At 33.7% G+C, this 13,181-nt stretch carries 13 protein-coding genes; 5 read left to right on the top strand and 8 right to left on the bottom strand.

Annotated features, from left to right (window positions below; translation table 11 throughout):
- Window positions 1-21: 21 nt before the first annotated feature.
- The 6 genes from cls to AC3WTA_RS16305 all read right to left on the bottom strand — a co-directional run bounded on the left by cls (window position 22) and on the right by AC3WTA_RS16305 (window position 6,456).
- Complete coding sequence (gene cls, locus AC3WTA_RS16330) at window positions 22-1,233, bottom strand: cardiolipin synthase (protein WP_000591945.1); 1,212 nt, start codon at window positions 1,231-1,233, stop codon at window positions 22-24.
- A gap of 110 nt (window positions 1,234-1,343) precedes the next feature.
- Window positions 1,344-2,489, bottom strand: coding sequence for an ABC transporter permease (locus AC3WTA_RS16325; RefSeq protein ID WP_000651863.1), 1,146 nt, complete (start codon window positions 2,487-2,489; stop codon window positions 1,344-1,346).
- A gap of 1 nt (window position 2,490) precedes the next feature.
- Window positions 2,491-3,600, bottom strand: a complete 1,110-nt coding sequence (locus tag AC3WTA_RS16320) for an ABC transporter permease (RefSeq protein WP_001020181.1) — start codon at window positions 3,598-3,600, stop codon at window positions 2,491-2,493.
- 37 nt (window positions 3,601-3,637) lie between these two features.
- Window positions 3,638-4,576 (bottom strand): ABC transporter ATP-binding protein, encoded by a 939-nt coding sequence (locus tag AC3WTA_RS16315; protein ID WP_001093809.1) that lies wholly within the window; start codon window positions 4,574-4,576, stop codon window positions 3,638-3,640.
- Window positions 4,577-4,712: 136 nt separating this feature from the next.
- Window positions 4,713-5,813 carry a sensor histidine kinase gene (locus tag AC3WTA_RS16310; protein ID WP_000397645.1) on the bottom strand — a complete coding sequence of 367 codons (1,101 nt, stop codon included), beginning with the start codon at window positions 5,811-5,813 and terminating at the stop codon, window positions 4,713-4,715.
- A 4-nt stretch (window positions 5,814-5,817) separates the two neighbouring features.
- Window positions 5,818-6,456: a response regulator transcription factor gene (locus AC3WTA_RS16305; protein WP_000694104.1), complete on the bottom strand. Its 639-nt coding sequence runs from the start codon at window positions 6,454-6,456 to the stop codon at window positions 5,818-5,820.
- Window positions 6,457-6,739: 283 nt separating this feature from the next.
- On the opposite strand from AC3WTA_RS16305, the gene AC3WTA_RS16300 reads away from it, so the two are divergent.
- The 4 genes from AC3WTA_RS16300 to exsE are packed head-to-tail and all read left to right on the top strand — an operon-like array spanning window position 6,740 to window position 9,678.
- Entirely contained in the window at window positions 6,740-7,222 is a 483-nt protein-coding gene (locus AC3WTA_RS16300) for an RNA polymerase sigma factor (protein ID WP_001195466.1), read from the top strand.
- On the top strand, window positions 7,219-7,662 hold the full coding sequence (locus AC3WTA_RS16295; RefSeq protein WP_000972348.1) for a hypothetical protein: 444 nt from the start codon (window positions 7,219-7,221) through the stop codon (window positions 7,660-7,662). Before AC3WTA_RS16300 ends, AC3WTA_RS16295 begins: the two co-directional genes overlap by 4 nt.
- Entirely contained in the window at window positions 7,655-8,725 is a 1,071-nt protein-coding gene (locus AC3WTA_RS16290; protein ID WP_001039100.1) for a hypothetical protein, read from the top strand. Before AC3WTA_RS16295 ends, AC3WTA_RS16290 begins: the two co-directional genes overlap by 8 nt.
- Window positions 8,722-9,678 (top strand): exosporium protein ExsE, encoded by a 957-nt coding sequence (exsE, locus tag AC3WTA_RS16285; RefSeq protein WP_001261404.1) that lies wholly within the window; start codon window positions 8,722-8,724, stop codon window positions 9,676-9,678. The genes AC3WTA_RS16290 and exsE overlap by 4 nt, the downstream gene beginning before the upstream one ends.
- A gap of 30 nt (window positions 9,679-9,708) precedes the next feature.
- On the opposite strand, the gene AC3WTA_RS16280 is transcribed toward exsE, so the two are convergent.
- Window positions 9,709-10,956 carry a DUF445 domain-containing protein gene (locus AC3WTA_RS16280; RefSeq protein WP_000058306.1) on the bottom strand — a complete coding sequence of 416 codons (1,248 nt, stop codon included), beginning with the start codon at window positions 10,954-10,956 and terminating at the stop codon, window positions 9,709-9,711.
- A gap of 158 nt (window positions 10,957-11,114) precedes the next feature.
- Window positions 11,115-12,455, bottom strand: coding sequence for a D-serine ammonia-lyase (gene dsdA / locus AC3WTA_RS16275; RefSeq protein WP_000658343.1), 1,341 nt, complete (start codon window positions 12,453-12,455; stop codon window positions 11,115-11,117).
- A 150-nt stretch (window positions 12,456-12,605) separates the two neighbouring features.
- Between dsdA and AC3WTA_RS16270 the strand changes: the two genes are divergently transcribed.
- Window positions 12,606-13,151, top strand: coding sequence for a helix-turn-helix domain-containing protein (locus tag AC3WTA_RS16270; RefSeq protein WP_000427658.1), 546 nt, complete (start codon window positions 12,606-12,608; stop codon window positions 13,149-13,151).
- Window positions 13,152-13,181 lie beyond the last annotated feature (30 nt).

Raw genomic sequence — 13,181 nt, 5'->3', positions numbered from 1 at the left:
GACATCCTTTTCCATTAATCTTTATAAATAAAAATCAACAAATCCCGCCAATTTCTCCTTACAACGCTCCCAAAATGATAACTTCTCAAAAAAATCTTTCGTCATCTCTTTCGAATCACGAAAATCTTCTGTTAACGCCTTATTCACTTCTGAAACGATAGTTCCACCATGAATATACAAATTCATCTCATCATTTATATAGAAGCTACGTGCAGTTATGTTCGTTGTGCCGATAACAGTTAGTTCATTATCAATCAGCATTAACTTTCCATGAAACATACCTTTTTTATAACCATATACCGTAATTCCGTTATTAACTGCTTGACGAATATAAGGATACGCTGCCTCTTTAATAAGAGGAATATCTGGTTTATATGACCAAAGTATTTTCACTGTAACACCACGTTTTTGCGCTTCAATTAAAGCATTCATCAGTTCTTTATTTTTCGCTATAAAATAAGGCGTTGTAATGACAATTGAATGCTTCGCTTGTTTTATTAATTCGATATACTTTTCAGCGACGTAATGTCCATTATAGCTAGTCATCGTATGTAATGTATTCCCTTTACTAGCTTTATTCGCACTTCTTTTTATATGTTCTTTCGTATCTCGTTTCCAATCTAAAGCGAATTGCTCTTCTAAATCTTTCGCTCCTTCTCCTCTAAGCCGCACATGATAATCACGCCAATATCCAAATCGCTTATCTTTTCCTAAGTACTCATCTCCCATATTAAAACCACCCGTATAGCCAATCTCCCCATCAATGGTCGTAATACGGCGATGATTACGATGGTGAAGTGAATAAAATCCGAATGGCAATTCAGGTTTTCTACTATATGTAAAATGCACACCACTTTCCCGCAATTCATTTTTCATCTTTCTTTCAAATGATAAATCATTAATGCGATCAACTGATAAATAGACGTTTACTCCTTCTTTTGCCTTCCCTTTTAATAAGTTTAAAAAAGTATGGCTACTTTTATCATCCGACAAAATAAAAAAGTACGTGTAAATAGATTGCTTCGCCTCTCTTATATCAGTAAATAACTGTTTATAAAATGACTTTCCTTCTACATATAATTGAAAATCACTATAATGAGGAGCGTACTCTGTCGGCATATTTTTCCCGACTTCCATTTTTCTTCCGAGCGTAACGTCAATATGCATCCAAATTAAAACAAAAACGAAAATAGTAATTACAATAGAAGTAACTCGCAATATTTTTTTTATCATTTTGATTTCCTTCCGCTCATTTTCTTTCCACTCTTCTATTTTGTCATTCCAATTTAAATTTCATGCTCCATACAAAAAAGGATGCGACTTAACGTCACACCCTTTCTCCATTAAACAAAGTTTCTCGCATCATTATTTCTTCCAAACTTATAAGTAGCAATTAAGAAGAATGCTACCGCAAAGGCAATTAGGATTAAAATATTTAAATACAAATCTGAAACTGGAATTCCTTGTTGTAGTTTTGATACCGTATCTAATAGCCATCTTTGCGGAAGAAAATCAGCTACTTTTTGCACTGCTTTCGGCATAATATCATATGGAAAATAACATCCAGCGAGTAAACATGTCGGTACAATGATCATATTTTGCAGTGCATTTGCCGATGCTGAGTTTTTCGAAAAAGCGACAAGCACTAACGATATTCCAATCGCTATTAAAGCAAATAGCATGAGTACGCCAAGCATCACTATGAAAGGCATATTGATATTCGTATGAAAAACATTCGTTAGGAATAGGATTGTAATCAGAATTTGTACTGTTAATAGCAGCATATTTACCCCGACATTAGATAATATGAATTTCTTCCCATCTATCGGCGTTGATAAGAGTCTAAAATACGTTCTATTTTCTTTTTCTTTTAAAATATAACCTGATAAGTTCGCTGCTGAAAATAGCATAAACATAATAAGGTAACCCATCGTTTGGTTTGTCATATCTTTATTTTTCGAAGTATCTTCTAGCGTCTCAGTTTTCATTTTAAATGAACCTTTTTGATATCCTGCGTACATAGTATCAAATGCACTTTGATCTGTTCCTGCTACTTTACTAATAGCTGCTACATTATCAATATAATTGTATAAATATGATTTTATAAATCCTGTTACTTGATCACCTTTAATCGATGAAATTTCAATATGATTTGGTTTCCCTTCTCGAACACTTTTTGAAAAACCAGAATCTAATGTAATAACTCCATCAAGTTTTTTGGAAGTGAGTTTGTCTTCTACTTCAGATTCTTTAATTTTACTTACCTTTACATGATTTAATCCTTCTAAAAATTTCACCGTATCATTTGCTATAGATTGATTTTCTTTATTAATAACCCCGATATTTAACGTCCCTTGCCCCATATTCCCATACATCGAGAAGGAGATAAGTGTTCCGATTATCGGCAAACTAATAATAATGAATAACCCTTTTTTATTTTTCAAAAGTACAGATAACGTTTTTTGTATGAGCCATAAAATATCTTTCATACTATAGCCCCTCCCGTCTACGTAATGCAATAATTGCAATTAATAAAAAGAGTGCTGAAATGCCAAGGTTTAAACATATTACCGGTAGTGCTGCTCCTACATCATTTGCATAAATAATTTTCATAACAGCTGTGTTTGCCCACGTTAATGGTGATAAATTCGTAACGAAATTTTCTTCTATTACGAAATATGCACCACCAAAAATAGAGGCTAATTGCACAATAACCATAATAATCGCTCTAGATGATTCCGGTGTTTTTGTAATATATCCAATTCCTAAACCGAAGCTAATTGCTAGAAAAATTTGTGTTAATAAAATAAGAAATATGATTCCAAGATGGTCGCCCCAATTCGCTTGAAAAACAAATTTACTAAATAACATGACGAGTAATATGCACAGAGCATTTGCTACTAGGCTACCAAGTACTTTTCCAATGAATATTTCAGCCTTACTTATAGGTGCAGCAATGAGACGATCTCCTGTTTTACGTATTCGTTCTCCTCGAATTAAAGAACTCGCTCCCATCGCAGCATATAGTGCAATCATCGTTGTCATTACAACCGCGTAGTAATCCATAGAACCTGGCTTTTTCGCAGCTTGTAAAGATGTTTCTTTTATATAATCATTATGATTTCCGCTTGAAATAACCACGCTCACCTTACTAGGATCAACTTTTGCAACTTCGGCCGCTACATTGTACTTATCAATAAATGTTGTAAGCATGCCTTCCACAATACTTCCCTCAATACTACTTTTGTCACTTCCGTAAAATTTCGCACCATCTTTATTTAATTCTACATAAGCAGCATATTTATTTTGCTTCACTTCTTCTTTCCCATCTATACTGCCGGAAGCTTTTTTAAAATGAATACCCGATTTATCGACTTCTTTCGTAAATGCTTCGAACGTTTGAGAAAATGTGCTACTTGCTTCATCTTTGTAGAGCACTTGTATATCTTTAATCGCTTGACTATCGCTATCAAATGCATTCGTTAACGCTGTTCCTAACACAAGCATTAGTACAATCGGAAATGCTAACATAAAAACTAAAGTTCTTACGTCCCTGAAATCTCTTTTAATATGCATAACTGCAATATTGAAGATGTTCAATTGATGAACCTCCCTTTACCTTTTCTTCATTTACCTTTTATTTATCTCGTAAGTTTCTTCCAGTCAACGTAAGGAATACTGTTTCTAAGTTCGGGGCCTGCTCCTCTAACGAACGAATTTCAATGTCATGATTAATGAAATGCTGAATAATTTTATTTAAATTATTTACTCCTGCATCCGAGTTTACCTTGATTACGTTCTCTTCAACTTGAACAGCTTTCACACCGTTTATCTCTTTTAACTTTTCTACATCTAAATTTTCTACTGACTTCACTTCAACCCAAATGTCTTTCGTATCAGTAATAATCGCTTTTAACTGTTCTTTCGTTCCTTCTGCAATCACTTTACCGTGATCTACAATTGCTATTTTCGAACAAATCTCTTCTACTTCTTCCATGTAGTGACTCGTATAAATAATAGTACTTCCCATTTCATTTAATTTCCGAACAGACTGAAGGATATAGTTTCTTGACTGCGGATCAATTCCAACTGTCGGCTCATCCATAATAATTAACTTCGGTCTATGAGCAATCGCACAAGCAATATTCAGTCTTCGTTTCATCCCGCCAGAAAAGTTTTTCGGGTAACTTTTATGCTTATCACTAAGCCCTACAAATTGAAGTGCTTCCTCTACTCTCGCTTTTAGCTCAGCTCCTCTTAACCCGTACAATCCAGCAAAGAATTTCACATTTTCATAGGCAGTTAACTCTTCATAAATCGCAATATCTTGCGGAACGATACCGATGTTCATTTTGGCAAATCGATTATGTTTCTTTATATTTTTTCCTAGTATGCTAATTTCACCTTCATTACTTCTTAGCAATCCAGCAATCATATTTATCGTTGTACTCTTACCAGCACCATTTGATCCTAAAAAGCCAAATATCTCTCCTTCTTTAATAGATAAAGACATATTATCTACCGCGATGAAATCACCAAATTTTTTCGTTAAATTTTTAATTTCTAATGTATTCATCATTTCACCCCTATTTCGGTTTCTCTGCTTTTAGTATAAACAAAAAAAATGAACCTGCTCAGTGCAGAAGTTCATTCTTTTCGCATGAGATTATTCACTTTTTTCATATGAGATGATTCATCCTCGTCATAATTTCCTATATGGGCAACAGCATCGTTACTGAAAAACCACTTCTTCCGTCTACAATAATTTTTCCGTTTACTGATGCTGTTCGCTCCTCCATCCCCATAATCCCGAGACCTTTCTTAACGAGAGCTGCACCTTTTCCATTATCCTTCACCTGTACTTTCACCATCTTGTTAAGTACATGAATATCGATTGAAATGACTGTCGCATCAGCATATTTCATCGCGTTCGTTAGTGCCTCCGTAACATTTTCACCGATAATCTTCCACTGAATTGGAGAAATCATATCTAAATTCCCTTTATATACGAAAGGAATATTTATATCATGTTTACCGGCAAATTCCTCTATGAATAATTTCATACGATGAATACCAATTTGCTCAGTTGGCGGCTTCATATTTTTTAATGTAACCCGAATACTTTCAATTCCATCTTTCGATATATGAATTGCATTTTGTAATAACTCGGCAGATTTTTCTTTATCTATCCCCATTAACCTCTTTGCTGCTTCCATTTGAATTAGCGCCCCTGTCATCGAGTGGCCAATTTTATCATGAATTTCTTGTGACAACCGATTTCTCTCTTCTAACTTAAATGTGTACTCTGATTGCTTTATGTACTCTTTATTTTCATGTAAGCTTTTCGTCAGCCGCTGCATATCTTTTCGCATCTTATCATTTTGTGATTCAAGCTTTAATACACGCGATATATACCGTTCTGCCATAGTTAATACAATAAAAGAAAATGTAACAATTAATCCATATGTCATTCGAATACTTTCTTCTGTAAAGATAATAGGAATCATCATAATGATAAAGAGCTGCCATTTCTTCTCTATATAACGAAATATAACTTCATATAAGTTCAATGGTAAAAATAAAATAAAAAACGGATGAACCTTCCATGTAAATAATATAACTATGCCAATTGACAGACTAGATAATATGTTTTTGTACGTATCTTGTTTAAATATAGAGATCAGCACATTTACAGAAAGATATAAAAGCAAAGTAAGTATAATCCATGGTAAGTTCACAACATTTAAATAAATGTAACTAAACACAATATATATAAAGACAATTAATTTACTTACAATTAACCAAAATTCCATATCTTTAATCTACTTTCCCTGTTAAATAATAAATTGCAATTTGTGTGCGATGTTCAAGTCCAGTTTTCCCTAAAACTGATGTAATATAATTTGCAATCGTTCCTTCTGATATGAAAAGTTGCTTTGAAATTTCTTTATTCGAGAAACCTTTCGCAATTAATGCGATAATACTAAGTTCTCTTTCTGTAAAAAGACTTGTATCTATTTTGCATTCGTCCTCTTTGCTCTCCATTAAATTGCTCTTAATTTTATCAAGCACTACATCTTGCATAACAGTTTGACCGTTATATACTCCTTTTATTGCATCACGAATACGCTCTGGATCATTATTTTTTAATAAATAACCTTTCGCCCCGTTCTTCACTGCGTCCAAAATATATTCATCATCATCGAACGTCGTTAAAATTAGTGGTTTCGTTTCCGTTTCTTCACAAATAAATTTCGTTGCCTCTACCCCGTTCATATTTGGCATGCGGACATCTAAAAGAGCGATATCAACGTCGTTCTTTTTACAATATTCCACTGCTTCTTTCCCATCATTTACTGTATCTACCACTTCGAACTCTTCATATGTATTTAAAATAATTTTCATGCCTTCTCTAATAAAAGAATTATCATCCGCTATTAATATTTTAATTTTCATGTTTGTTAGTATGGACCTTCCCCTACTAACATTCACATCCTTTCTTCACGTAACATTTCCCACTTGCTCATTATATACTTCTTTTTACCATTTTTTCACACCTTTTTTCATATAGCTTCCTTCCTAAAAATATATTATTCTTTTTTTACAACATGTGTAGGGTGACCAATCATTTCTTACGTCTATATAATAGAATGCGTCAAAAAGGAGGGAGAGACCCATTGAGGAAAAACAATTAATTGAAAAAGCACAGCAAGGAAGCGAACATGCTTTTCGTATCCTTGTGCAAACATATCGTCATTATATTTTTCAAGTTATCTTTTCTATTTTAAGACATGAAGAAGATGCGAAAGATGTTACACAAGAAGTATTCTTAAAAATTCACGCCTCTCTCCCAAATTATCAATTTCGCGGATTAAAAACGTGGATGGCACGTATTGCCACCAATCACGCTATTGATTATAAAAGGAAGAAAGCTAGAGAAAATGAAGAACTCTCCTTATGTAAAGACACTGAGGAAAATATAAAATCCTCTCAGAATATTGAGGCTTTATTATTGACGAAAGAGCAAAAATTACTCATTGCTCAAAAACTGAGAGAACTTCCCGAAAATTACCGTGACGTCGTTCTCGCACATTACTTAGAAGAAAAAAGTTATCAAGAAATTTCTTTACAGGAAAACATCGAAGTGAAAACAGTCGAAATGAAACTGTACCGGGCAAGAAAATGGATTAAAAAACATTGGAAGGAGGAAGAGTTTCTATGATGCATTATTCAAAAGAGGATTGGCGCAATTATACTTTAGATTTTATAGAAAGCAATGAACGTGAATCTATGGAAGAACACCTTTATGAATGTGATCATTGTTTAGCACTTTATATGGAAAGTATCGATGAACAACATGAAAACCTTCCAATGATAAATGATGATTCATTTACGAACGAAGTTATGACGGAAATTAATTTTGAAACGCTACAACCTAATGAAAATATAAAAACAAACTCACTAAAGCGCACCATTATTCACTACATAATTGCGACTGCGGCTACAATTATTTTTATGGTAAGTGGTTTATTCCAGTATATTTTCACAGCGACATCAAATTTCGAGAAATCTTCAAAACATAACGAGTCTTCTATCTCACAACAAATTGTAAACAAATCGGTAGACACATCAAAAAAGGACGGAGGTTCAAAGCATGAATAAAAATCCCTTTTTAGCACTTGTATTAGGGCTAATTCCCGGGCTTGGACATTTATATTTAAAGAAATTTGGACGGTTTATTTTATATAGCGGAGGGGCTGTATTTCTATTTATCTTTGCAGCATTTTGTACAATAGCATTAGGTGCGCGTGATATTGCTTTTCTTTCTCTATTTTTACTAGTCGTCTTATGGGCGATCAATTTATTAGATTTAGTTATCACTATTATTAACCAATCGAAAAAACAAGCTGCAGGAGAATTTACAGAGTCCTCTAAAGAAAGCGAACGATTTTATATCATTCTTCTATCAATCATCCCTGGACTTGGACATTTTCAATTAGGACTTATGCAACGTGGACTTACATTTTTAGTAGCTTGCACAGGAATCGGAAGTATGATTATTTTCGTTGCACTTTTAACATCGCAAGAAAGTTTCCTTATCTTCCTTATTACATTACCTGTTTTATGGATTTACAATTTCTTTGATGTTGTTCAGCAACTCCAGAAAAAAGAACGTGGCGAGCAACTAGATGATCGTACTATTTTCGAAGAGTTTGAAGAGCATCGTGAACAAGGAAAGAAGAATAAAACATTCGCTTCTATTTTAGCGATGTTCCCCGGAGCAGGACATATGTATTTAGGCTTACAACGCCGCGGCCTTCAGCTTATGGCAGCCTTTTTACTTTCCATATATTTACTCGACTTATTAAGACTTTCAGCGTTTTTATTTTTAGTTCCAATCATTTGGTTCTATAGCTTTTTTGACGCTTTACAGCAAACCGCAAAGTATGGAAAAGAACGTGTAAATGACGAACCTATCATTGATTATTTTATCAATCATCAAAGATGGATCGGTATTGGGTTAATTACACTCGGTGGTTATTATTTATTAGATCAAACAGTCCTTCCTATTTTGAACGATTACTTTGCAACTATATTTAACATTCATCTTAGCGAACTGTATTATCGCTATTTCCAAACATCTATCGTTGCACTCCTCTTAATTGGTGGCGGCTTTAAATTGTTACTTGGAAATAAAGAAAACAAAGGTGGTACAAAAGAATGAGAACATGGCGCGTTGGAACATTTTCAATGGGGCTTTCTATTATTGCATTAGGTTGCTTCTTACTATTTTCAGTTATAAAAGGTACTGAGGTATTAGATTCCTTAACAGCTTGGTGGCCTGTTTTACTTGTCATACTTGGCGTGGAAATTTTACTATACCTTCTATTTTCTAAGAAGGAACAATCTTTTATTAAATATGATATTTTTAGTATTTTCTTTATCGGTGTTTTAGGAAGCGCTGGAATTGCTTTTTACTGTTTATTATCAACTGGATTACTAGATGAAGTTCGTCATTCTATTAATACCACTCAGCAAACGAGTAATATTCCAAGTGGACAACTTGATATACCTGAATCTATCAAAAAAATCGTAGTGGATGCAGGGCATTATCCTCTAACAATAGAGGGTAATGATACAAATCAAATTCACCTTCTTGGAACATATGAAATGACAACGAAAGCTAATGAAAAACTTAATTTAAAACAAGAAGATTTCCTTTCAGTTCAAACAGCTGGGGAAACGATGTATATCACTTTGAAATCATTACCAGTTCAACATACGTTATGGAATTCAGCACCACAGGTAAAACAAACACTCGTTCTTCCGCAAAATAAAAATGTAGAAGTTCGTGCTTCAAATAACGAACTATCCCTTTATCCAGGTCAATTACAAAATAATTGGTTTGTACAAGAAAGTTCAAATGTATCTGTTCATTTAGCAAAAGAAAGTGATGTGTCTTTAATCGCCGTAACAAACAAAAAAGAAGCACACGGAAGCACTCCTTGGGAACAAGTTGAAGATTTAACGAAAAAAGAAGATAATACTTCAGAAGAAAATCCAGAATTCAACGGGCAAGAACATTGGTATAAAAATTCGATTAAAACAGGCAATGGGACGTACAAGTTAAATATTGAAAAAGCTTATAATATAAATATGAGTATTATTGAAAAATAAAAAACCTTCCACAATTGTGGAAGGTTTTTCTCATATAATCGCTTTGATTCCTTCTAATACTAATCCAATCATAAATCCGCAAACCGCTCCGTTTACTCGGATCCATTGCAAATCTTTACCGACATTATTTTCAATCATTTCAATTAACGTTTTATCGTCTAACTTATCAAGATTTTCTTGTACAAGTTTTCCGATTTTCGAATGATTCTTTTCCACAAGTGTGACAACTTGTTTTTGTAACCACTCTTCTATTTTTTGAACAGTCTGTTCATCTTCTTTTATTTTATTCATTTGTTTTTGTAAAAATGGCATAACATATTTATCCGTAAATTCTTCATTTTTCACAAAAGTAATTGCCCTTTGTTGTACTTGCCCCAGCATCTCTTTAATTTTGTCAGTAGCATCCCAATTGGCAATCCATTTTTCTTTCCAATTTTCTAATTCCTGCAGTAAAGCTTCATTTTCTTTTACATTTATAATTTCTTGACGAATTTTCGCTAATATAAGTTGTCTTGTGCTATTATCTGCATCTTGTAAGCTGTTAATATTGCTAATAATAAATTTCTGCAAAATGCCGCCAATTTTATCTTCATCTACAATATTCATAAACGATTTCAAAGTAAACTGTAAAAATCCATCTACTTTTATGTTTTCCATCGCCTTCATACCTAAGCTTCCGAGCTGGTAACGCGCTTCATCTTGCGCTGTCCAATCTTTCACTTTTACTAAAATGTAATCAAGTGTCTTTTCATCATATTCTTGCACAACTAGTTGATCGACAAGCACTTGTAATATGTTACTTGTATTAATTGTATGCAAATACGTTTTTAATTCTTTTTCAATAATAACCGCTAATTTTTCCGTATCTATTGTAACAATCGCCTTCTCAGCAATTGTTACAATTCCCTTTTTCACAGCGTCAGACTGCATTTCTCTTTCAGCAATTTGCAGTACCATTTGCGCTAGCTGCATTTCTTTTACTTTATTCGTAATACTTTCTTTCGTCAGCCACTCATTTTCTAACGTATGAATGAGCCCTTTCGTTACTCGTTTACGATTTTTAGGTAATAACGCTGTATGTGGAATTGGAATTCCCATCGGATGACGGAATAATGCTGTAACTGCGAACCAATCCGCAAGTCCGCCAACTAATCCAGCTTCAAATCCCCCTTGTATAATCTCACCTGCTACCGTTCCTTGAAAAGGAATAGAAGCCGCAAAACCTACTCCCATAACCCCAAGCGAAATACCCGCTATATATTTAGTCTGTAATGACATCGTATACACATCCTCTTATTATGTAAAATAATGCTTTTTGTTATATTTATTTGATATTCGTTCTTTATATCTATACTATAATGAACTAATGCGAAAATAACAAAGAATTTATAATAATACATATGTCATATAAATAAAAAATGAGGCCACAATTAGCCTCATTTTTCTAATATTGTTAATGACTCACCTGTTTTATAATACCCATTCATCACATCTTCTGGAACCATACTACCGCCAGTTCCCCACACAATATGAGTACCTTTCTTCATCTTCTCCATTAACTGTTGCTTCTGTAAATACTCATCTTCTTTACATACTTTCATTGGTCCTATCATGCCGGCTAACGCAGAAGGCTCTAAATAAATATTTTCCGTATCAGCTAGTTCTTTTAATAATCTATATAACTCTTCATCACTTACTGTGTAATTCCCACTCAAAAATGGTTCCATCGTTTTACCGACAAATCCAGACGGTCTTCCTACCGCTAGTCCGTCCGCGTCTGTTACATTATCAATCCCGACATCTTGAACAGCAATTTTATCATGAAGTCCTGTCATTAAACCGAGTAACATACATGGAGAGTGCGTAGGCTCCGCAAAGAAACAGTGCACGTTGTCTTTATACAATAACTTTAAACCAAATGCGACTCCGCCAGGTCCGCCTCCTACTCCGCACGGAAGGTAAACGAATAAAGGATGATCTTCATCTACTACAATCTCTAACTCTTCTAATTGCTTTTGTAATCGCGATGCTGCTACTGCGTATCCTAAAAATAAATCATGGGAGTTTTCATCATCTACAAAATAACAGCTAGGATCTGCATCCGCTTGCTGACGCCCCTCTTCTACTGCTTTACTATAATCAGCTTCATATTCAATAACGTCTACACCTTTACTTCTTAATAAATCTTTTTTCCATTCTTTTGCGTCTGCTGACATATGAACAGTTACGTTAAAACCTAGTTTTGCACTCATAATCCCAATGCTTAGTCCTAAATTACCGGTAGAACCTACCGCAATTGAGTATTTTGCAAAAAACTCTCTACATGTATCACTGTCTAAAATGGAATAATTATCTTCTTCTGTTAACATTCCATGCTGCAAAGCTAATTTCTCCGCATGCTTCAGCACTTCATAAATGCCGCCTCTAGCTTTAATGGATCCTGATATCGGAAGCCCGCTATCACATTTTAATAGTAATTCACCTAATATAGGTTTCCCATAATTTTTCTCTAAAGACTGTTTCATAGTAGGTATCTTCACTAAAGGTGATTCTATAATGCCGCCCGTTTCTTTCGTTTCTGGAAAAACTTTCGCAATGTACGGTGCAAAACGCTTTAACCTCTCTTCCGCATCTTTTACATTCTCTTCATTCAATGGGGAATCTTTTATTGCCGTTTCATACTTTTCCATGTTCGGATTTACCCAAAACACTTCTTCTGTTGCGATTAATTTATTTAATAGTGGATATTCCTCTTTTAATTTCTCTATTTCCTTCATTTCTCTTCCTCCTCATAACCTTGTAGCTTACGATTCAATAAATTATAATTAAATTAATTTTAATATAGTTTAACATAAATCATTCACTTAAGTTAATTTTAATTTAATTTTTTAAAATATAATTTAACAATTAGTAAGGAGCCTTTCATTATGGAAAATATAGATATTGGTAAAAAGATTGAAAAGCAAAGAAAAGAAAAAGGTTTAACGAGTAAAGAACTAGCAACGATGGCAGGTATTACACCATCTATGTTAAGTCAAATTGAGCGTGGGTCTGCTAACCCTTCTATTCAAACATTAAAAGTACTCGCTAAAGCTCTTGATGTACCAACATTTAGCTTTTTACTGGAAGATACAAATACAGACGATTTAATTGTACGTTCTCATAAACGAAAAAAAATGATTATTGATAATTTATCATATGAATTGTTATCACCTGATTTCACAGGAAATTTAGCAACAGCAATTATGACTGTTCCGCCAAATACAGCTTCATCAGAAAATGTACTAGAACATAAAGGTGAAGAGTTAGCATACGTATTAGACGGGAAAATCACATTGTACTTAAACGAAGAAGAATACATATTAGAAACGGGTGATAGCGTAAAAATACCCGCTTATTTAAAACATAAATGGGTAAATCAATTTGAGAAAAATGCAATTGTTTTATTTTCTGTTACTCCGCCGATTTTTTAATACAAAATAAAAAAATAGCCACGCATGGAC

The organism is Bacillus sp. EB106-07-01-XG149 (assembly GCF_058791555.1).
Note: the sequence above shows the minus strand (reverse complement) of the source record. Positions and strands in the feature narration are given on the sequence as shown.